The organism is Gordonia aichiensis NBRC 108223, from assembly GCF_000332975.1.
Classification (GTDB): domain Bacteria; phylum Actinomycetota; class Actinomycetes; order Mycobacteriales; family Mycobacteriaceae; genus Gordonia; species Gordonia aichiensis.
On sequence record NZ_BANR01000008.1, the window covers coordinates 73,860 to 94,328 of the forward strand.

Below are 20,469 nucleotides of genomic sequence, written 5' to 3' on the forward strand. Positions count from 1 at the left end.
ACTCCCCGCTGACATGCGGCAACAAAACCGACCGCTGTGCGGTCGGGCTCAGATCTTGAGCACCGCCTTGGCGATGGTGAAGTAGATGATGAGTCCCGTCGCGTCGCAGAATGTGGAGATGAACGGGGTCGAGAAGACGGCGGGGTCGACGTGGATGGACTTCGCCGCCAGTGGCATCAGTCCGCCGACGGTTGCTGCCATGGTGCAGATGGCGACGATGGTCAAGCCGATGACCGTGCCGATGCTGGTGTCATACGCCAGCGAGGCGACGGCGAAGCCGACCACACCCAGGCACGCGCCGAGGGTGAGTCCCACCCGGAATTCCTTGGAGACCACACGTGCTACGTCGCGGGTGCGTACGTCGTCGACGGCCAATGCGCGGGTCACCGTGACCGCGGCCTGCGAACCGGTGTTGCCGCCGATACCGGTCAGCAGTGGAATGAATAGTGCGAGGGCCACCATCTGATCGAGCGTCGCCTCGAAGATCTCGAGCACGTTGACCGTGAGGATCGCCGACACCGCGAGGACGAACAGCCACACGACCCGTGATCGGGTGATGCGCCAGACCGACGCCAGTAGGTAGGGCTCCTCGAGGGGCTCGCTGGCGCCCGCTCGCGCCTGGTCCTCGTCCCTGGCCTGCTCGATGACCTCGATCGCGTCGTCGAGCGTGAGGACGCCGACGACCTTGTTGTCGCTGTCGACGACGGGAGTGGCGAGGATGCCCCGCTCGACGCAGCGTTGGGCGGTCTGTTCCGCGTCGTCGTCTGCCCGGGCGGACACGGGGCTCCGCATGAGCTCGGTCATCGTGGTGCCCGGATCGGCGAGTAGCAGATCGCGCAGACTCACCACGCCCGCGAGTTCTCGGTCGGGCTCGGTGACTGGGATGGTGTAGATGGTCTCGACACGGTCGCCTACGGCTTTGACCTGCTCGAGGACGGACTCGGCGGTGTCGTCGACGACGGCGTGCACGATCTCCGGACTCATTCGCCTGCCGACGGATCCGCGCGGGAATCCGAGCACCACGGCGGTGGCCTCGCGCTCGTCGCGGCGCAGCGTCGCGACCAGTTCGTGGGCGATGGGGGTGGGTAGTTCGTCGAGAAGTTCGGCACGGTCGTCGGGATCGAGACTCGCGAAGTATTCGCCGACCTCGGTGGTGCCCAACTCGTCGATCAATCCCTGTTGCACCCGTGGCGAGAGATGCTCGAACACGTCGAGGGCAGTCGACTTGGGCAGCATGCGGAAGGCGATGCTCGCCTGTTTGCGGGGAAGGTGGTTGCCGATCGAGGCGATCTCGGTGGGCGGCAGGTCGCGCATGAGTCGCGTCAGCGTCGCGAGGTCGCCGTCGTCGATGAGCTCTTTCACGGCGTGGGGCGTGATCGTCGGCGTGTGCACGATCCGACCCTAAACGCGTTGCTACGCCGGCACCGGGTGGCGAACCGACGACACGCGTGCGGTCCCGCCGGACGCCGGCCATGGCGTTCGCGAAGTCAGTCCTCGGCGGCTGCGGCTGCGGCGTACGGGTCGGGTATCCGACCGCGGCTCGCAGCCGACAAGCGGGGGAGATCGCGGAACATCAGTGCGGGCAGGCGCACCGTCGAATCATCGGTCAGCACGGCGCGGACAGGCCCCCACTTGGAGAACTGCAGACCGGCGATGTCAGACCACGGGATTCGTCTCGTTCGGAACGTCCCGACCGCGGTGATCCCGTCCTCGGTCACGATGGTTCGCACGCGCGCGATCCACAGCGCGAGGACGACAGGGAGGATCAGGGTCCATCCGAGCCACACCAGCGAGGCGCCTGCGAGGATGATGACCACGATGAACGCTGCCGGAATGGTGAAGTAGGCCAGCTTCTGGACCCGGAACACCTGCGGGAGCTCGACCACCTCGGGAGCGCTCGTCTCGTCGTGCACAGCCTCGGCGTCGACATGTGCGTGAGCGTCGCCCGCAGTGGCGTCGACCCGTGCGGTCGCGTGGCTGCTGTGCCGTGCGGAGTCGTCTACGGCGGAGTCGTGCGTCGTGTGGTCGGAGGGGGAGGACACCCTCCCATTGTGACATCCGGACGATACCGCCCGGTCACGCAGTACTTTCTCACGATGTGGGACTGAAGTGTCCGTAGTTTGACTCTGTGATGGGCGCGGTCCTACCGTGAACAACGTGATGCACAAGGATCTTCTCGTAGTAATCGGCCGGCGCGTCGTCGCCTGACCGGTCACTTCGTAGACCCAGCCAGCATCGACGCGCCACCCTCGAACAGCCTTGCTGTCGGGGGTTTTTTGTTGTCAACGGCATGGTGACCCGATCTCCATACGCCATCACAAGCCAATTGAATCCCAGTCCGTCACAGGACACCGAGCAGAAGATGTGAGGACCGTGCAGTGAGCGCACCAACAGCCCGCGCCGCCGGCGGGGCCGACGCCAGGACCGAGCCCGCAGCCAAGAGTAATGGCACCGCAGCCTCTGTGCTGCGCGAACAGTCGCCGGCGGCGGGCACTCTCCGCGCCGTGCAGCAGAACACCGTTGCACCCGAACGCGTCAGCGGCGCGCAGTCGGTGGTCAGGTCGCTCGAGGAACTCGGCGTCGAGGTCGTCTTCGGGATTCCGGGGGGCGCTGTCCTGCCGGTCTATGATCCGCTACTGGACTCGCAGAAGGTGCGTCACGTCCTCGTTCGTCACGAGCAGGGTGCGGGTCACGCCGCAACCGGCTACGCGCAGGTCACCGGTCGTGCCGGTGTCATGATGGCGACCTCGGGTCCCGGTGCGACCAACCTCGTCACGCCGCTGGCCGACGCGCAGATGGACTCGGTTCCCGTCGTGGCGATCACCGGACAGGTCGGGCGGGCGCTGATCGGTACCGACGCGTTCCAGGAGGCCGACATCTCCGGCATCACGATGCCGGTCACCAAGCACAACTTCCTGGTGAGCAACGCCATCGACATCCCCCGGATCATCGCGGAGGCGTTCCACATCGCCGAGAGCGGGCGGCCGGGCGCTGTCCTCGTCGACATCCCCAAGGACATCCTGCAGGCACAGACCACCTTCTCGTGGCCGCCCCAGATCGATCTGCCCGGCTACCGCCCGGTGACCAAGCCGCATGGCAAGCAGGTCCGTGAGGCTGCACGCCTCATCAACGCTGCCAAGAACCCCGTGCTCTACGTCGGCGGCGGTGTGATCAAGGCCAACGCGTCGCCGGAACTGCTCGAACTCGCAGAGCTGACCGGCATCCCCGTCGTCACCACTCTCATGGCCCGCGGCGCGTTCCCGGATTCGCATCCGCAGCACCTCGGCATGCCCGGGATGCACGGCACCGTGGGAGCCGTTGCCGCACTTCAGCGTTCGGACCTGCTGATCACACTCGGCGCACGCTTCGACGACCGCGTCACCGGACAGCTGTCGTCGTTTGCACCCGACGCGAAGGTGATTCACGCAGACATCGATCCGGCCGAGATCGGTAAGAACCGTGTTGCCGACGTGCCGATCGTCGGTGACTGCAAGGCAGTCATCTCCGATCTCATCGAGACGCTGCGCAACGAGCGTGCCACCAGCGATTCATCGCAGGATCTCACGGCGTGGTGGGAGTACCTCGACCGCATCCGGCGGACCTACCCGCTCAGCTACGACCGTCCCGCCGACGGGTCGATGTCACCCGAGTTCGTCATCTCACGCGTGGGACAACTCGCGGGCCCCGACGCCGTGTACTGCGCGGGCGTCGGTCAGCACCAGATGTGGGCTGCGCAGTTCATCTCCTACGAGAAGCCGCGTACGTGGCTGAACTCCGGCGGCCTCGGCACGATGGGCTACGCGGTTCCCGCAGCCATGGGGGCCAAGATGGCCGACCCCGACGCCGAGGTGTGGGCGATCGACGGCGACGGCTGCTTCCAGATGACCAATCAGGAGCTGGCCACGTGCGCGATCGAGGGCATCCCGATCAAGGTGGCACTGATCAACAACGGCAACCTGGGCATGGTTCGCCAGTGGCAGACGCTGTTCTACGAGGAGCGCTACTCCAATACCGATCTGTCGACCCATTCCCGACGCATCCCCGACTTCGTCAAGCTGGCAGAGGCGTTGGGCTGCGTGGCATTCCGCGTGGAGAACGAAGCCGACGTCGACGAGGTGATAGCCAAGGCCCGTGAGATCAACGACCGGCCGGTGGTCATCGACTTCATCGTCGGTGCCGACGCGCAGGTCTGGCCGATGGTCGCAGCGGGGACGGGCAACGACGAGATCATGGCGGCCCGCGACATCCGGCCGCTCTTCGACGACGACGAGTCGGCGGCGGAGGACGTCGCCGATATCCACGAAATCGTCAACCAGCAGACCAATCTCGGCCAGGAGGGTCGGAAGTGAGTACTCATACCCTGAGCGTTCTGGTCGAGGACCTTCCCGGTGTCCTCGCGCGTGTCTCGTCGCTGTTCTCGCGGCGCGGATTCAACATCGAGTCACTCGCTGTCGGCCCGACCGAGATGAAGGGTGTCTCGCGGATGACCATCATGGTCTCGGTCGAGGACTTCCCGCTCGAGCAGGTCACCAAGCAACTCAACAAACTGATCAACGTGATCAAGATCGTCGAGCAGGACCCGGCGTCGTCGGTGTCCCGCGAGCTGATGATGGTCAAGGTGCGCTCCGATTCTTCGGTGCGCAGCGAGGTCATCGAGGTCGTGAATCTGTTCCGCGCCAAGGTGATCGACGTCTCACCCGAGTCGTTGACCGTCGAGGCGACCGGAACGGCGGAGAAACTGGAAGCACTGCTGCGGATGCTCGATCCGTACGGCATCCGCGAGATCGCCCAGTCCGGTGCGGTCACACTGGGTCGAGGACCCAAGAGTATGTCGGCCAACCGCTGACGTTCTCGCAACACAACCTGTCGCAACGACAACGTACGAGCCCCGGCCGCGAGACCACTTCGACTGGGGCACAAGTAGATAGTGAAGGGAATCCAACTGTGGCGATCGAATTGTTCTATGACGACGATGCCGATCTGTCGATCATCCAGGGCCGCAAGGTCGCGGTGATCGGTTACGGCAGCCAGGGACACGCGCACTCGCTGTCGCTGCGCGACTCCGGCGTCGACGTGGCGATCGGCCTGCGTGAGGGCTCCAAGTCGCGCGAGAAAGCGCAAGAGCAGGGCCTCAAGGTCATGTCCAACGCCGAGGCCGCCGAGTGGGCCGACGTGATCATGCTGCTCGCGCCCGACACGAGCCAGGCCAAGATCTTCACCGAGGACATCGAGCCGAACCTGAAGGACGGTGACGCGCTGTTCTTCGGACACGGCCTCAACATCCACTTCGACCTGATCAAGGCACCCGAGAACGTCACCGTCGCGATGGTGGCGCCGAAGGGCCCTGGGCACCTGGTTCGTCGTCAGTTCGTCGATGGCAAGGGAGTGCCCTGCCTGATCGCTGTCGACCAGGACCCCAAGGGAGAGGGCCAGGCGCTCGCGTTGAGCTACGCGTCGGCCATCGGTGGTGGTCGTGCCGGCATCATCAAGACCACCTTCAAGGAAGAGACCGAGACCGACCTCTTCGGTGAGCAGGCTGTGCTCTGCGGTGGCACCGAGGAACTGGTCAAGACAGGCTTCGAGGTCATGGTCGAGGCCGGCTATGCCCCCGAGATGGCCTACTTCGAGGTGCTGCACGAGCTGAAGCTCATCGTCGACCTCATGTACGAGGGCGGTATCGCCCGGATGAACTACTCGGTGTCCGACACCGCCGAGTTCGGCGGATACCTGTCGGGGCCGCGCGTCATCGACGCCGACACCAAGGAGCGTATGCGCGCCATCCTGTCCGACATCCAGGACGGCACCTTTGTGAAGCGCCTCGTCGCGAACGTCGAGGGCGGCAACAAGGAGCTCGAGGATCTGCGCAAGAAGAACGCCGAGCACCCGATCGAGGTCACCGGCAAGAAGCTGCGCGACCTGATGAGCTGGGTTGATCGCCCGATCACCGAAACCGCCTGATACACAAGCACTGAAACGCCACCGGCCCGATCCCCGTCGAGGGGAGCGCTCCGGTGGCGTTTTCACGCATCGGCCGACTGATCGTCTGCCACACTGCACACGTGGATGAACTCTGGATGTTGGAGGATCTCGAATACTTCCCGGACGTACCCGAAGGCAGCGGTGTCTGCACGCCGACGACGCTGTGGGTGACGTCGGACATGAGGCCAGGTGCGAATGACACGGCGCGGCAGCCTCATTCAGCGTTCTATTCGCCATGCCACAAGGCATCCAGGTGTCTTCGGGGTGAGTTATGAAGGTCCTCTCGAGTATCGAGACGCCTCGGACGGTGTGGACATCGGTTACGAGATCCGTTGGCGTGCATCGACGGTGGCACTCGGTGTCGAGTGAGGGGCGGTTCGCGCCGACGCCCGGCCCCGGCACACACGACATGACAACGCCCCGAGGCGAAACGGTTGCCTCGGGGCGTTGTCGTCGACAGTGGGGTCAGTCGATCAGATCAGTGAGAAGCCCTTGTACTTGGTGGACTTCACGTAGTTGAGAACAGGACCGATGTTGGTGCCGGTCTCCGGCCCGATGCAGCCGACGAAGTAGTAGGCGTTGACCATGCCGACGAGGCGGTCGCCCACGACGACCGGGCTGCCCGAATCACCTTCGATGACGCAGATCTGGGAGAAGTGGACGTCGCCGTCGGAGAACCACGAGATGCCGCAGGTGTTGCCGGTGGTGCGGCCCTGCTTGCATGCGACGGTGGGGAAGCCCAGCGGACGTGTGTCGATGCGGTTGATCGTCACGCCGTGGACGTTCCGCAACGGTACGACGCGACTCTGGTCGAACTCGATCAGTGCGACGTCCTCTTTGGGATCCGAGTAGGTGATGACGCCCGCCTGGCCACGGCTCTGGAAGGTTTCGGAAATGACCTTCTGGCCGGGTTTGCCGCAGTGGCCCGCGGTGATACCGATCATCTGGCCGGTCTTCGCTCGGCCGATCGTGGTGAGGGTACAGGCCGAAGCGCTGTTGCCGCCCTTGAGAACCAGGATTCCCGAACCACCGCCGAGATAGATTTTTGCCGGGGCAGCAGTGGCGCTACCGGCACCCCAGCCGGCCAGCAATACCGCGGCGAGAACAGCCAGCATTGCTGTCAGCTTCCTCATCATTCACATGCTCCACTCTTGTTAACACCGGTCCCGCCTGTTCGGCAGGTCATGCACACCGTAACGGTCGGCGACCTACTCGATCTCCACATGGAATCCAGATGCGGTTGCTTTGCAACCTCTCTGTGATGACGAGACGGGATGACGGGGCGGTCGCGTAATGACGATCACAATGTACAGGTATTTCCTGAGGGAGCTCGTCGACGACGCAGACCGGCTGTTCAGGCGCGTAGGGCGCACCTCTAAGCTGAGTGCCGTACGTCCCCGGCGCTTCGATACGTGTTCGACGTTCGGCGCGCCTCCGGCGTCCCGATTCCTGTGCAACCGATCTACGGAGAATTCACTGTGACCTCAGCTGGCAGTCCGGTCGTCCTGATCGCCGACAAACTGGCCCCCTCGACGGTGGAAGCGCTCGGCGACGGCGTCGAGGTGCGGTGGGTCGACGGCCCCGATCGCCCCAAACTCCTCGAAGCAGTGGTGGACGCGGACGCGCTGCTCGTGCGATCGGCGACAACTGTCGACGCGGATGTCCTCGAGGCGGGCAAGAAGCTCAAGATCATTGCCCGGGCAGGCGTGGGGCTCGACAACGTCGACGTACCCGCGGCAACCGCGCGCGGCGTGATGGTGGTCAACGCACCGACCTCCAACATCCACACAGCTGCCGAGCACGCTGTCACGCTCCTGCTCGCCGCTGCACGTCAGATCCCCGCAGCAGACGCCACCCTGCGCGAGCACACATGGAAACGGTCGTCGTTCAACGGCGTCGAGATCTTCGACAAGACGGTCGGCGTCGTCGGCCTCGGGCGTATCGGACAACTCGTCGCCGCACGCCTGGCCGCGTTCGAGACCCATGTCATCGCCTACGACCCCTATGTCTCGCCGGCGCGTGCCGCTCAGCTCGGCATCGAACTGGTCAGCCTCGACGAACTGCTCGAGCGTGCCGACTTCGTGACCGTGCACCTGCCGAAGACTCCGGAGACTCTCGGCCTGATCGGTGCCGACCAGCTCGCCCGGACCAAGAAGGGTGTGATCATCGTCAACGCGGCCCGCGGCGGGCTTGTCGACGAGCAGGCGCTGGCCGACGCCATCACCTCCGGCCAGGTCCGTGCGGCGGGTCTCGACGTGTTCGCCACCGAGCCGTGCACGGATTCGCCGCTGTTCGAGCTGCCGCAGGTCGTCGTGACACCGCATCTCGGTGCGTCGACCAGCGAGGCACAGGACCGAGCAGGTACCGACGTTGCGAAGAGCGTGCGTCTGGCACTTGCCGGACACTTCGTACCCGACGCGGTCAACATCACCGGCGGGGCAGTCGATGAAGAGGTCTCGCCGTGGCTGGAGATGGCCCGCAAGCTCGGTGTGATGATCGGTGCGCTCAGCAGCGAGCTACCGTCGTCGATCGTCGTCGATGTCCGCGGTGAGTTGGCATCGAGCAACGTCGATGTGCTCGGGTTGTCGGCGCTGCGCGGGCTGTTCTCCGCCGCGCTCGACGAACCGGTGACCTTCGTCAACGCGCCGACGGTCGCCGCCGAGCGAGGCGTGACGAGCGAGGTTCTGACGAATACCGAGAGTCCCAGTCACCGCAGCGTCGTCGACGTCAAGGCTGTCTACGCCGACGGCTCGGTGCAGAACGTCTCGGGTGCGATCACCGAGCCGCGGCAGGTCGAAAAGATCGTCAACATCAACGGCCGCAACTTCGATCTCCGCGCCGAGGGACTCAACCTCCTCGTCAGCTACGTCGACCAGCCCGGTTCACTGGGCAAGATCGGCACACTGCTCGGCAACGCAGGCATCGACATCCTCGCCGCTGCACTCTCGCAGGACGCCGAGGGCGGCGGAGCGACCATGATGCTGCGTGTGAGCAAGAAGGTCGACGACGCTGTGGTGTCGGCCATCTCCGACGCGGTCGACTCCACCCTGATCGAACAGGTGGATCTGTCATGAAGCTCGCTGTCATCGCGGGAGACGGCATCGGCCCCGAGGTCATCTCGGAGGCGCTGCAGGTGTTGACGACCCTGGTATCCGACGTCGCCGTCACCGAATACGACCTCGGCGCACGTCGCTACCACCGCAACGGTGAACTTCTCACCGACGACGATCTCGCTTCACTGCGTGAGCACGACGCGATACTCCTCGGCGCCATCGGCGACCCCTCGGTGCCGTCCGGTGTTCTCGAGCGTGGTCTTCTGCTGAAGATGCGTTTCGCGCTCGATCACCACATCAATCTGCGGCCGTCGCACCGTTTCCCCGGCGTGACGTCGCCGTTGGCCGGCGATCCCGACATCGATTTCGTCGTCGTGCGCGAAGGCACGGAGGGGCCCTACACCGGAAACGGTGGAGCCATCCGCGTCGACACCCCGCATGAGGTCGCCACCGAGGTCAGCGTCAACACCCGCTTCGGCGTCGAACGCGTGGTGCGTAATGCGTTCGAGCGCGCGACCGCCCGGCGCAAGCACCTCACCCTGGTGCACAAGACCAACGTGTTGACGTTCGCCGGCTCGCTGTGGAGTCGCACCGTTGACGCCGTTGCTGCGGAGTACCCGGACGTCAGCGTCGACTACTGCCACGTTGACGCGGCCACGATCTACCTCGTGACCGATCCGGGCCGGTTCGACGTGATCGTCACAGATAACCTCTTCGGCGACATCATCACCGACATCGCCGCTGCGGTCAGTGGCGGGATCGGACTGGCGGCGTCGGGCAACATCGATGCCACGGGCACCAATCCATCGATGTTCGAACCGGTGCACGGCAGCGCACCCGACATCGCCGGGCAGCAGAAGGCCGACCCGACCGCGGCGATCCTGTCGGTGGCACTGCTGCTCGATCACCTCGGATACGTCGACGAAGCGCGCCGTGTCGAGAAAGCAGTCGCGAACGATCTGCTCGATCGTGACGGAGCAACGTTGTCGACCGGTGAGATCGGCAAGCGGATCCTCGGGCGGCTCTAGACAACAGCACCTTCAGACAACAGGATCTGCGAGTAACACAAAGACAAGGCGTCGGACCGGAACCCCCTCGGGTTCCGGTCCGACGTCGTATGTGGACCTGTCTGCGCGTCTTCGAGTCCAACCTCGACTCCCCCTGGTGCTCCTGCCTCCTATTGTTCTATTTGAACTAGAACTATATGATTGCGGTGTGCTGATCCGTATCGATCCCGCCGATCGCGCGCCGATCTTCGCTCAGATCGCCGCGTCGGTTCGTGGTGGCATCGCACGCGGCGAACTGGGCAGGGGTGAGCGCCTGCCTGCGGCACGTGACCTCGCGGCGTCGCTCGATGTCAACATCCACACCGTGTTGCGCGCCTATCAGGAGCTCCGTGACGAAGGGCTCGTCGAGCTCCGACGTGGCCGGGGAGCGGTGGTCTCGGTAGATGCACCACGCAACGCCGAGCTCGCTGATGCACTGGAGCGACTCGTCGACGCGGCCCGCAGGTTCGGGGTAGGTCCTGAAGAACTCTCGCTTGAAATCACCAGGAGGATGTCATGAATGACCTGTCGCGTCGTCAGAGCCGGGTGGTGACCGCGCTACTCGGAGTTCTACCGTCGGTCGTCGCGCTGGTGGTAGCGCTGGTGCTCCTGTGGCTGTGGCGTGATGAGCTACCGGCTCGGGTTGCCACCCATTGGGGCTCAGACGGAGTCGACGGCACGACGAGTATTCCCGGTGTCGTCGTCGCGGTGGTGCTCACCGCTGCCATCGCCGCCCTCGTGGGAGGTCTGGCGGGCTGGTACGTCGACGAGACGCGGTTGCTGCGTCTCGTGCTCGCGCTCATCAACGGAGGGGCGGTGTTCGTCGTGACCGGCATCGTGGCAATCCTCGGCACCCAGCGACGTGCGACCGCGGTCGATGACGTGGATGCACCGGTTGTCGCCCTCGCGCTCGCGGGTGTGCTCGGGGTGATCGTCGCGATTGTCACGGTCGCGCTCATTCGACCGCGGAATGCGCCGACGCCCGCACCGCTCGGAGAGCAGCCGATGGCGCAACTCGCAGAGGGAGAACGCTTTCTGTGGCAACGTCGGGTCTCGGCGTCGACCGGCTCGATGGTTGTTCTCGGACTGGTGCTCCTCGCGGTCGTGGTGATCTCGGTGCTTTTGAGCGACCCGTGGTTGGTGGCGCCTGGGATCGTGGTCGCCGTGGCTGTGGTGATGGTCTGGTCGGCCCGGGTGAGTGTCGACCGCGAGCGGATCTCGGTGCGCGGCATCATCGGCTGGCCCCGGTTGGGTATCCCGATGGAGGATGTGGTCCGTGCGGAGGTCACCAACGTCTCCGCGCTGCGTGACTTCGGCGGGTACGGTCAACGGATCTGTGTGCACGGACGGTTACGTGGGGCGCGCGGGATAGTCCTGAGATCTGGTCCCGCACTGGTGATCACACGATCCGACGGTAGCCGCGATCTCGTGGTCGTCCCCGACGCCGACGTGGCGGCGGGACTGGTGAATGCTTCGGTCGCACAAGCGCATTCGCACCGCTGATCGTCGACGGACACTATCGGCGCTGGATCAACTCACCACTTCCTCGTGCACGACCGGGTCTTTCGGAATGAGTGGCGTCGCAACCACCGGAGCGGCGGCGCTGACCAGGAACGCGAGTGGGAAACCGGCGGCGCCGATGAGTAGTCCGAACAGTGGTGTGGTTGCTGCTGTCGCAAGGTATTGGGCAGTGTTCTGGATTGCGAGTCCGCGGCCACTCCATCGGGGCCCCGCGTATTCGGCGATCGCGGTGAACGCCAAGCCGTTGTCGGCAACGGTGATCACCGACGCGATCATCATCAGCGCGGGGGCGAGGGGAGTGTGCAGCCAATCGGTGACGGCAAGCAATGCCATCGCCGCAGCCGCGCCAACGGCGATCAGGCGTATCGGTCTCATCCGCGAGAGCCAGGCATCCGACCACCGGCCGGCGGCAATCCTGCCCAGAGCGCCGATCACCTGGGTGATCGTCACCAGGATTCCAGCTGCGGCAGGCGACCAGTGCCGCGCGACGATCAGCCACGTCGGGACGAACGTCCACAACATCTGCTGCGGTATCACCAACAACACGCTCACCGCGTGTACGCGTGCCAGAAACCAACTCTCCCGGTAAGGATTTCGACGGCGAGCCGAGGTGGCCTGCTGTGCTGCGGACGGCAGCGGCGGATCGATCACGCCGAAGGCGACGGCCGCCAAACCGATCGCGGTCACCACGGCCGGAACCGCGAGTGCTGCGGCGACCGAGTGTGCAGCGGCGATCACGGGCATGGTCAGTGCGCAGACCCCGATCCCCAGCGGTTGCGCCATCTGCCGTATCCCCATTGCAGTACCGCGTAATTCGGGGGGAAACCACCCGACGACGATGCGTCCGCTCGCCCCATTTGCTGCGCCGGAACCGAGCCCTGCGACGAAGAGACAGGCAGCGATCGCGACGTACGAGGCGTGGGCGGCTGCGCTGAGAGCGGCAGCGGACGTGCCGACCAGGGTGATCGAGATCGAGATCATCAGGATCGTCCGCTCGCCATATCGGTCGAGCAACGTGCCCCATCCCACGATCGCCATCATGAGTCCGATCGTCGGAATCGTTGCCAGCACCGATGCCTGAGCCAGTGACATGCCCTGTTGTGTGTGCAGCGCCGGAATCAGATAGGCCACGCCGCCGACGACGACCGCCGTCGTCATCGCGGCGACGAGCGAGCATGCGAGCATGGTCCAGCGTCTCGGGTTGCTGATCGTGGACACGGCAGTCATGTGGCGACCTCCTCTGCCTACGTTGTGGCGGCCAACGCCCTGGGGGCGACGATGCGCGGCGTCGAATCTCACAATATGAGAGACATTGTTCATATTTTAAGACCGACGTCGAGTTGGCTCAATTTCACGTCCCACAGAGTGGACCGATCCGGTGCGCTAGGGTTCTTGCTATGCGTCTAGGCCGAATCGCGAGTCCCGATGGTGTGGCATTCGTCTCGATCGAAGAGACGGAGGGCTCCACGACAGCCAAGGAGATTGCCGAACACCCCTTCGGCACACCGACGTTCACGGGGCGGTCATGGCCGCTGGCCGACGTCCGGTTGCTGGCGCCGATCCTCGCGTCCAAGGTGATCTGCGTCGGGCGGAACTATGCGGCCCATATCGCGGAGCTGGGTTCGGAAACCCCCGAGAATCCTGTGATCTTTCTCAAGCCCAATACGTCGATCGTCGGGCCCGAGGTGCCCATCGTGCGCCCTCCGTCATCCGAGCGCGTCGACTTCGAGGGCGAGCTCGCGGTGGTGATCGGCCGTCCGTGTAAGGACGTCAAGGCCGCCGATGCCGCGAGCGCCATCCTCGGCTACACCGTCGCGAACGATGTGACCGCGCGGGATCAGCAGAAGATCGACGGTCAGTGGACGCGTGCCAAGGGCTACGACACGTTCTGTCCGCTTGGCCCGTGGATCGAGACATCCTTCGACCCGACCGACGCCGCCATCACCACCGAGCTCGATGGCGAGGTTCGTCAGCGCAGCCGCACATCGCTGATGCTGAACGACGTGCCAACGATCGTGGAGTGGGTGTCGCGCGTGATGACGCTTCTCCCGGGCGATGTCATCCTCACGGGAACGCCGGAGGGTGTGGGCCCCATGCTCGCCGGACAGCGGGTGTCGGTGTCGGTCGAAGGCATCGGCACGCTGAGCAACCCGGTGGTCGACAAGCCGTGAGCGGATCGGGTGTCGCACGCGTCAACGGAATCGATATCGCGTACGACCGCACGGGTGCCGGCCCCGCGGTCGTGATGGTGATGGGCAGCGGTAGTCCCGGCAGGGTGTGGAAGGCCAACCAGGTTCCCGCGCTTGTGAAAGCGGGATACGAGGTCATCACGTTCGACAACCGGGGCATCGCGCCGTCATCGGAATGTGCCGAGGGGTTCACCCTCGACGACATGGTCGCCGATACCGCTGCCCTGATCGAATCACTCGGCGTCACACCGGCATTCGTCGTCGGAACCTCGCTCGGCGCACGTATCACCCAGGAGCTGGCGCTCGCGCGGCCCGACCTCGTTCGCGGTGCCGTGATGATGGCGACCTACGGCCGCACCACTGTCCTGCAGGAGACCTTCTCGGCGGGCGAGCGCGCGCTCTACGACAACAAGGTCGATCTGCCTGCCGAGTACGAGGCTGCGATCACAGCCGAGTTGAATCTCTCCGCACACACCCTTTCCGACGACCGGGCGACCCGCGACTGGCTCGACATCATGACGTTCTCGCAGCAGAAGATGACGCCGGGAATGCGAGCCCAGCTCGGAGTTCACACGGACGAGCCCAACCGTCTCGAGGCGTACCGACGCATCGCGGTTCCGTCACTGGTCGTAGGGTTCGGCGACGACCGACGGCTGCCGGTCGAGCTCGCCCGCGAGGTGGCGGACGCCATTCCGGCCGCCGAGTACGCACAGGTCGAGAAGGCCGGTCACTTCGGATACCTCGAGCAGCCCGCAGAGGTCAATCGTCTGCTGATCGACTTCCTCGGCAGACACCGCGCCTGAGCAGGCGGTCGGTGGTCGGTCGCCATTCGATACGCTGACCACCATGAGCAGCGCGCAGCCAATCCGTGTCCGTTTCTGCCCGTCGCCGACGGGCACGCCACACGTCGGAATGGTGCGTACCGCACTGTTCAACTTCGCTCAGGCGCGGCATGACAAGGGCACCTTCGTCTTCCGTATCGAAGACACCGACGCCGCCCGCGACAGCCAGGAATCCTACGACGCGATCCTCGAGTCGCTGCGCTGGCTCGGTCTCGACTGGGATGAGGGCCCCGAGGTCGGCGGCCCCTACGCGCCCTACCGGCAGTCGGAGCGTCGGGGTATCCACAATGATGTCGTGAAGCAACTGCTCGAGGCGGGCGAGGCCTACGAGGCGTTCTCGACGCCCGAGGAGGTAGAGGCCCGCCACCGTGCGGCAGGTCGCGACCCCAAACTCGGCTACGACAACTTCGACCGCGACCTGACCGACGAACAGCGCGAGGCCTATCGCGCCGAGGGACGCAAACCTGTTGTGCGGCTGAGGATGCCCGACCACGACATCTCATGGGACGACCTGGTGCGCGGCTCGACGACGATCAAGGCAGGCACCGTTCCCGACTTCGCGCTCACCCGCGCCACCGGCGACCCGCTCTACACGCTCGTCAATCCAGTCGACGACGCGATGATGAAGATCACCCACGTCCTGCGCGGCGAAGACCTGTTCTCGTCGACGCCACGTCAGATCGCGCTGTACGAGGCACTCATTCGGCTCGGCATCGCCGAGCGTGTTCCGGAGTTCGGCCACCTGCCGTTCGTGATGGGGGAGGGAAACAAGAAGCTCTCCAAGCGCGACCCGCAGTCGAACCTCTTCCACCATCGCGACCGGGGATTCCTGCCCGAAGGTCTGCTGAATTACCTCGCGCTGCTCGGCTGGGGTTACTCACACGAGACCGACGTCTTCACGCTCGACGAGATGATCGACAGGTTCGACGTTCGCGACGTGAACTCCAACCCGGCGCGGTTCGATCAGAAGAAGGCCGATGCCATCAATGCCGAGCACATCCGCATGCTCGGACTCGACGACTTCGCGTCTCGACTCAAGACCTATCTCGTCACCCAGGGGCTGCTCACCGAGCCCGTCGATGACGAGAAGTTCACCACGATCGCCGAGTTGGTCCAGACCCGCATCCAGGTACTCGGCGACGCGTGGCCGCTCATCTCGTTCCTCTACATCGACGACGACGAGTTCGCGATCGACGAGAAGTCGGCGTCGAAGAACCTCGGGGCCGATGCTGCCCCGGTTCTCGACGCAGCGATCACCACTCTCTCGGAGCTCGGCGAATGGAACACCGAGGCCATCCAGGACGCACTCACGACCGCACTCGTCGAGCGACTCGAACTCAAACCGCGCAAGGCCTTCGGTCCGGTCCGCGTCGCGGTCACCGGTTCCCACATCAGCCCGCCGCTGTTCGAGTCGTTGGAGTTGTTGGGGCGTGACAAGAGCCTCGCGCGACTGCGCTCGGCGGCCGACCAGGTCACCAATTAGCCTTCTGACCAGCCGATTTGTAGTTACGGGGTTGGGCTCTGCTAGGCTATCGCAGGTTGTTTTCCTCACGGAGAACAAGACCTTTGGGGTATGGTGTAATTGGCAACACAGCGGTTTCTGGTACCGCCATTCTAGGTTCGAGTCCTGGTACCCCAGCGAAAGCCGGGACACCACATCCCGGTCTTTCCAACTGAATATGAGTCCTGGCCCCGTCGTCTAGCGGCCTAGGACGCCGCCCTCTCAAGGCGGTAGCGCGGGTTCGAATCCCGTCGGGGCTACAACGAAGAACGCACCTCTCTGCGGAGAGGTGCGTTCTTCGCGTCGGGGCTAATGGTCGACGGCGGGGGCCGTCGACCCGGCGACCGGCATCGGGTCGAGGCCGAGCTTGCGGTGATCCCACGAGCGGATTCGCGACGGAACGACGCGCACGGCGACGCGCTTGTGCATCATCTGGTCGACGAACGGTTTCATCTCGTCGGAGTAGGGGCCGGTGTAGCGTTCCCAGACACTCACTCCGACCCGGTGGCAGTTGTCGGGGTCGTTGTAGATCTCGGCCAGGCCCTCGAACGCGACGCCCCGCAACGTGTCGTAGGTGTCGCCGTCCTCGATGAGGACAGAACAGCGGGCATCCCGACCGAGATTGACCGCCTTCTGTGACTTCGCCTTTGTCTCGAACCAGATCTCACCATCGATGACCCCGTACCACATGGCGACGAGATGGATACCGCCGTCGGCGCCGTAGGTCGCGAGTGTCGCTGTGCGACTGCGGTCGACGAAAGCTGCGATCTCGGCGTCGGACATCACGATCTGTTGTCGTTGGTTTGTTCCCATGCCCTGACGCTAACCGAATCAGCCTCGTGCGGTTGGCAGTAACCGTTTCTGGATGGCCTCGGCGGCGGCGAGGAGATCGGCCGCCCATCGTGCGCCGGGTCGTCGACCCATGCGGTCGATGGGTCCTGAGACCGAGATCGCCGCGACCACATCGCCGTTGGCGTCGCGGACCGGGGCGGAGACGCTCGCGACGCCTGCGGCGCGTTCGCCGGCGCTCTGGGCCCAGCCGCGACGTCGAATCTCATACAGTGCCCTGTCACTGAAGACGCTGTCATGCAGAAGCGCCCGTTGTGTCGACGGTTCGGCCCATGCGAGCAGGACCTTTGCGGCCGAGCCCGCACTCATCGGGAAACGGGTGCCGACCGGTACCGTGTCACGTAACCCGGTGGGCGGTTCCATGGCAGCGATGCACACCCGCTCGGAGCCCTCCCGACGGTAGACCTGAACCGACTCTCCGGTGATCTCGCGCAGTCGGGGGAGGACCATGAGCGCGGCCTCTTGGATGGGATCATGAGCGCTGGACGCCAATTCGCTCAACGCGGGACCCGGATACCACCGTCCCGCCGCGTTGCGGGCGAGGAGGCGATGCGTTTCCAGCCCGACGGCCAGACGGTGCGCTGTCGCGCGTGGCAGGTTGGTGCGCTCGCAGAGCTCCGTCAGATTGGCCGGAGCCTCGGCGATGGCCCGCAACACGATCACGGACTTGTCGAGGACACCGATTCCGCTCTGCGGATCCGGTGCGCTATCCTTTCCCATAGGACGATACTAGCGGTCCACATCGTGAGATGCACGCGCGATCCGACGCAGCCCGTCGGGACGCGCGGCACCCCACGCGAAACCACAAGTGCTACAGCCAGAATGAGTGCAGTGATGACGAACAGCGCAAGCAAGCCCCGTACTCTCGCCGAGAAGGTGTGGGACGATCACGTCGTCGTGCGCGGAGACGCGAACGGCGGAAACGACCCCGATCTGATCTTCATCGATCTCCATCTCGTCCACGAGGTCACCAGCCCGCAGGCCTTCGAAGGGCTTCGGCTCGCGGGTCGGCCCGTGCATCGGCCCGATCTGACGATCGCCACCGAGGATCACAATGTGCCGACCGTCGATACCACAGCGCCCATTGCTGATCCGGTGTCACGGACTCAGGTCGACACACTGCGCAGCAACTGCAAAGAGTTCGGAATCCGCCTGCACCCCATGGGCGACAGGGAGCAGGGGATCGTCCATGTCGTCGGACCGCAACTCGGCCTGACCCAGCCCGGTATGACGGTCGTGTGCGGTGACAGTCATACCTCGACACATGGTGCCTTCGGGGCGCTCGCGATGGGTATCGGCACCTCGGAGGTCGAGCACGTGCTGGCGACGCAGACGCTGTCGTTGCGGCCATTCCGGACGATGGCCATCACGGTCGACGGCGAACTGCCGCCCGGTGTCACGAGTAAGGATCTGATCCTCGCCGTGATCGCCGAGATCGGAACCGGTGGCGGGCAGGGTTATGTGCTCGAGTACCGCGGTAGCGCCATCGAGAAACTCTCGATGGAAGCGCGGATGACGATCTGCAACATGTCGATCGAGGCGGGTGCCCGCGCGGGCATGATCGCCCCCGACGAGACCACCTTCGACTTCCTCAAGGGCCGTCCCAATGCTCCGACGGGCGCGGATTGGGATGCGGCAGTCGAGTACTGGACGTCGCTGCGCACTGACGCGGACGCGTACTTCGACGCCGAGGTCCACATCGACGCGGCGTCGTTGAGTCCGTTCGTCACCTGGGGCACGAATCCGGGTCAGGGCGCGCCGTTGTCGGCGTCGGTGCCCGATCCGGCCGACTTCGGCGACGAGAACGCGGCCGGAGCGGCGTCGAAAGCCCTTGAATACATGGACCTCACCCCGGGAACCCCGCTGCGCGACATCAGCGTCGACACCGTGTTCGTGGGGTCGTGCACCAATGGCCGGATCGAGGACCTGCGTGCTGTCGCCGAGATCCTCGACGGCCGCAGGGTCGCCGAAGGCGTTCGGATGCTTGTGGTCCCCGGCTCGATGCGGGTGCGTGCACAGGCCGACGACGAGGGGCTCGGCGAGATCTTCACCGCTGCCGGCGCGGAGTGGCGGCAGGCGGGTTGCTCGATGTGTCTTGGGATGAATCCCGATCAGCTCGCGCCCGGTGAGCGTTGCGCGTCGACCTCCAACCGCAACTTCGAAGGGCGGCAAGGCAAGGGCGGCCGTACCCATCTCGTGTCACCGGCCGTCGCCGCGGCCACCGCGGTGCGCGGCACCCTGTCGTCGCCCGCGGATCTCTGAACGGCGCGCAACGCGCAGCCAGACCACCGCATCACCGAAGTCATACCCCAGATCGCAAGAGGCACACATCATGGAACCGTTCATCACTCACACAGGAATCGGCGTCCCGCTGCGGCGCAGCAATGTCGACACCGACCAGATCATCCCGGCCGTCTACCTGAAGCGTGTGACCCGCACGGGTTTTGAAGACGGATTGTTTGCCGGATGGCGGACCGATCCCGATTTCATTCTCAACGCTGAACCCTGGAAGCGTGGCTCGGTTCTGGTCGCGGGACCCGACTTCGGTACCGGGTCGTCACGCGAGCACGCGGTCTGGGCGCTGTCGGACTTCGGCTTTCGGGTCGTCATCTCCTCCCGGTTCGCAGACATATTCCGCGGCAACGCAGGGAAGGCCGGTCTCGTCGCAGCACAGGTCGAGCAATCCGACGTCGAACTGCTCTGGAAGCGACTCGAGGAGCAGCCCGGCCTCGAACTGACCGTGAGCCTCGAGGACAGGACCGTCACCGCGGGAGACCTCGTGGTGCCGTTGACAATTGATGACTACACACGCTGGCGTCTGATGGAGGGGCTCGACGACATCGGATTGACATTACGGCAGGTAGAGGCGATTTCTGAGTACGAGCGGCGCCGCCCGTCGTGGAAGCCGACCACACTGCCGCAGTGATTCAAGGCGCTACTTAACCCTTTCCGCGATACCTCGACGGAAGTGCCCTCGAGCGTGACGAATTGGTGACACGTCACGCTAATTGGCGTGGAAGATGGAAGTTTTCGACGTCGACGTTTACCGTGTGGTGGTAGCTGGCCTGCAAAGAGGGCCAGATCGGCTTGCGGAGGTATCCAATGAACAAGGCAGAGCTCATCGATGAGCTGACAGCAAAGCTCGACACGGATCGGAAGACGGCGACCCAGGCGGTCGAGCAGTTGGTCGACTCGATCGTGCGCGCGGTCAACAAGGGCGAGAGCGTCACGATCACCGGGTTCGGTGTCTTCGAGAAGCGTCGTCGCGCACCGCGCGTCGCACGCAACCCCCGGACCGGCGAGACCGTCAAGGTTCGCGCGACATCGGTGCCCGCGTTCCGTCCCGGTGCACAGTTCAAAGCCGTTGTCTCCGGCAAGCAGAAGCTTGCCGCCTCGGGTCCGGCCGTGAAGCGCGGCAGTGGTGCGACGTCGACCACGGCGGCGAAGAAGACGACCGCTGCCAAGAAGTCGACTCCGGCGAAGAAGACC

The 20,469-nt window shown here is 64.8% G+C and carries 19 protein-coding genes and 2 tRNA genes; 15 read left to right on the forward strand and 6 right to left on the reverse strand.

The genetic code is table 11. The features are described from left to right. Positions 1-48 precede the first annotated feature (48 nt). Together mgtE and GOACH_RS11615 are read right to left on the reverse strand one after the other, a co-directional pair. On the reverse strand, positions 49-1,392 hold the full coding sequence (gene mgtE, locus GOACH_RS11610; protein ID WP_005174764.1) for a magnesium transporter: 1,344 nt from the start codon (positions 1,390-1,392) through the stop codon (positions 49-51). Between the two features lie 95 nt (positions 1,393-1,487). Next, positions 1,488-2,042, reverse strand: coding sequence for a PH domain-containing protein (locus tag GOACH_RS11615; RefSeq protein ID WP_005174765.1), 555 nt, complete (start codon positions 2,040-2,042; stop codon positions 1,488-1,490). A 336-nt stretch (positions 2,043-2,378) separates the two neighbouring features. Here GOACH_RS11615 and GOACH_RS11620 point away from each other — a divergent pair, with 336 nt between their 5' ends. The 3 genes from GOACH_RS11620 (at position 2,379) to ilvC (ending at position 5,958) form a co-directional block, all read left to right on the forward strand. After that, positions 2,379-4,349, forward strand: coding sequence for an acetolactate synthase large subunit (locus GOACH_RS11620; protein WP_005174771.1), 1,971 nt, complete (start codon positions 2,379-2,381; stop codon positions 4,347-4,349). Next, positions 4,346-4,846, forward strand: coding sequence for an acetolactate synthase small subunit (ilvN, locus tag GOACH_RS11625; protein ID WP_005174774.1), 501 nt, complete (start codon positions 4,346-4,348; stop codon positions 4,844-4,846). Before GOACH_RS11620 ends, ilvN begins: the two co-directional genes overlap by 4 nt. A gap of 98 nt (positions 4,847-4,944) precedes the next feature. Then, positions 4,945-5,958, forward strand: coding sequence for a ketol-acid reductoisomerase (gene ilvC / locus GOACH_RS11630; RefSeq protein WP_005174775.1), 1,014 nt, complete (start codon positions 4,945-4,947; stop codon positions 5,956-5,958). Positions 5,959-6,452: 494 nt separating this feature from the next. Here ilvC and GOACH_RS11635 read toward each other — a convergent pair whose 3' ends face one another. Then, positions 6,453-7,115, reverse strand: a complete 663-nt coding sequence (locus tag GOACH_RS11635; RefSeq protein WP_040518450.1) for a chymotrypsin family serine protease — start codon at positions 7,113-7,115, stop codon at positions 6,453-6,455. Positions 7,116-7,457: 342 nt separating this feature from the next. On the opposite strand from GOACH_RS11635, the gene serA reads away from it, so the two are divergent. From serA to GOACH_RS11655, 4 genes are all read left to right on the forward strand, one after another. Then, positions 7,458-9,053, forward strand: a complete 1,596-nt coding sequence (gene serA / locus GOACH_RS11640) for a phosphoglycerate dehydrogenase (RefSeq protein WP_040518471.1) — start codon at positions 7,458-7,460, stop codon at positions 9,051-9,053. Then, positions 9,050-10,060: a 3-isopropylmalate dehydrogenase gene (locus GOACH_RS11645; RefSeq protein ID WP_005174780.1), complete on the forward strand. Its 1,011-nt coding sequence runs from the start codon at positions 9,050-9,052 to the stop codon at positions 10,058-10,060. Before serA ends, GOACH_RS11645 begins: the two co-directional genes overlap by 4 nt. 187 nt (positions 10,061-10,247) lie before the next feature. Beyond that, positions 10,248-10,598: a GntR family transcriptional regulator gene (locus GOACH_RS11650; protein ID WP_005174781.1), complete on the forward strand. Its 351-nt coding sequence runs from the start codon at positions 10,248-10,250 to the stop codon at positions 10,596-10,598. Then, complete coding sequence (locus tag GOACH_RS11655) at positions 10,595-11,581, forward strand: hypothetical protein (protein WP_005174782.1); 987 nt, start codon at positions 10,595-10,597, stop codon at positions 11,579-11,581. The genes GOACH_RS11650 and GOACH_RS11655 overlap by 4 nt, the downstream gene beginning before the upstream one ends. A 27-nt stretch (positions 11,582-11,608) precedes the next feature. Here GOACH_RS11655 and GOACH_RS11660 read toward each other — a convergent pair whose 3' ends face one another. Then, positions 11,609-12,826, reverse strand: coding sequence for an MFS transporter (locus GOACH_RS11660; RefSeq protein ID WP_005174783.1), 1,218 nt, complete (start codon positions 12,824-12,826; stop codon positions 11,609-11,611). Positions 12,827-12,996: 170 nt separating this feature from the next. On the opposite strand from GOACH_RS11660, the gene GOACH_RS11665 reads away from it, so the two are divergent. The 5 genes from GOACH_RS11665 to GOACH_RS11685 all read left to right on the forward strand — a co-directional run bounded on the left by GOACH_RS11665 (position 12,997) and on the right by GOACH_RS11685 (position 16,391). Continuing rightward, positions 12,997-13,770, forward strand: a complete 774-nt coding sequence (locus GOACH_RS11665; protein WP_005174785.1) for a fumarylacetoacetate hydrolase family protein — start codon at positions 12,997-12,999, stop codon at positions 13,768-13,770. Continuing rightward, complete coding sequence (locus GOACH_RS11670) at positions 13,767-14,591, forward strand: alpha/beta fold hydrolase (RefSeq protein WP_005174787.1); 825 nt, start codon at positions 13,767-13,769, stop codon at positions 14,589-14,591. The genes GOACH_RS11665 and GOACH_RS11670 overlap by 4 nt, the downstream gene beginning before the upstream one ends. A gap of 43 nt (positions 14,592-14,634) precedes the next feature. Then, a complete protein-coding gene (gltX, locus tag GOACH_RS11675; protein ID WP_040518451.1) occupies positions 14,635-16,113 on the forward strand; it encodes a glutamate--tRNA ligase in 1,479 nt (492 codons plus the stop codon). Between the two features lie 84 nt (positions 16,114-16,197). Further along, positions 16,198-16,269, forward strand: a tRNA-Gln gene (locus GOACH_RS11680). Positions 16,270-16,318: 49 nt separating this feature from the next. Further along, positions 16,319-16,391 (forward strand) — tRNA-Glu (locus GOACH_RS11685). 49 nt (positions 16,392-16,440) lie between these two features. Here the strand turns inward: GOACH_RS11685 and GOACH_RS11690 are convergent. Together GOACH_RS11690 and GOACH_RS11695 are read right to left on the reverse strand one after the other, a co-directional pair. Then, positions 16,441-16,944 carry a PPOX class F420-dependent oxidoreductase gene (locus GOACH_RS11690; RefSeq protein WP_005174791.1) on the reverse strand — a complete coding sequence of 168 codons (504 nt, stop codon included), beginning with the start codon at positions 16,942-16,944 and terminating at the stop codon, positions 16,441-16,443. 18 nt (positions 16,945-16,962) lie between these two features. Then, positions 16,963-17,700 (reverse strand): IclR family transcriptional regulator, encoded by a 738-nt coding sequence (locus GOACH_RS11695; RefSeq protein WP_005174794.1) that lies wholly within the window; start codon positions 17,698-17,700, stop codon positions 16,963-16,965. A gap of 114 nt (positions 17,701-17,814) precedes the next feature. On the opposite strand from GOACH_RS11695, the gene leuC reads away from it, so the two are divergent. From leuC to GOACH_RS11710, 3 genes are all read left to right on the forward strand, one after another. Further along, positions 17,815-19,242, forward strand: coding sequence for a 3-isopropylmalate dehydratase large subunit (gene leuC, locus GOACH_RS11700; RefSeq protein ID WP_005174796.1), 1,428 nt, complete (start codon positions 17,815-17,817; stop codon positions 19,240-19,242). A 70-nt stretch (positions 19,243-19,312) separates the two neighbouring features. Continuing rightward, positions 19,313-19,906: a 3-isopropylmalate dehydratase small subunit gene (leuD, locus tag GOACH_RS11705; protein ID WP_005174798.1), complete on the forward strand. Its 594-nt coding sequence runs from the start codon at positions 19,313-19,315 to the stop codon at positions 19,904-19,906. A 176-nt stretch (positions 19,907-20,082) separates the two neighbouring features. Continuing rightward, on the forward strand, positions 20,083-20,469 hold a 387-nt coding region (locus tag GOACH_RS11710), incomplete at its 3' end, for an HU family DNA-binding protein (protein ID WP_005174800.1).

Excerpts from the sequence above, each read along its gene's own strand:
- leuC (WP_005174796.1), top strand. The coding sequence starts at position 17,815 with ATGACGAACAGCGCAAGCAAGCCCCGTACTCTCGCCGAGAAGGTGTGG.
- GOACH_RS11665 (WP_005174785.1), top strand. The coding sequence starts at position 12,997 with ATGCGTCTAGGCCGAATCGCGAGTCCCGATGGTGTGGCATTCGTCTCG.
- GOACH_RS11635 (WP_040518450.1), bottom strand. The coding sequence starts at position 7,115 with ATGATGAGGAAGCTGACAGCAATGCTGGCTGTTCTCGCCGCGGTATTG.
- gltX (WP_040518451.1), top strand. The coding sequence starts at position 14,635 with ATGAGCAGCGCGCAGCCAATCCGTGTCCGTTTCTGCCCGTCGCCGACG.
- GOACH_RS11660 (WP_005174783.1), bottom strand. The coding sequence starts at position 12,826 with ATGACTGCCGTGTCCACGATCAGCAACCCGAGACGCTGGACCATGCTC.
- GOACH_RS11690 (WP_005174791.1), bottom strand. The coding sequence starts at position 16,944 with ATGGGAACAAACCAACGACAACAGATCGTGATGTCCGACGCCGAGATC.
- GOACH_RS11655 (WP_005174782.1), top strand. The coding sequence starts at position 10,595 with ATGAATGACCTGTCGCGTCGTCAGAGCCGGGTGGTGACCGCGCTACTC.
- leuD (WP_005174798.1), top strand. The coding sequence starts at position 19,313 with ATGGAACCGTTCATCACTCACACAGGAATCGGCGTCCCGCTGCGGCGC.
- GOACH_RS11645 (WP_005174780.1), top strand. The coding sequence starts at position 9,050 with ATGAAGCTCGCTGTCATCGCGGGAGACGGCATCGGCCCCGAGGTCATC.
- GOACH_RS11695 (WP_005174794.1), bottom strand. The coding sequence starts at position 17,700 with ATGGGAAAGGATAGCGCACCGGATCCGCAGAGCGGAATCGGTGTCCTC.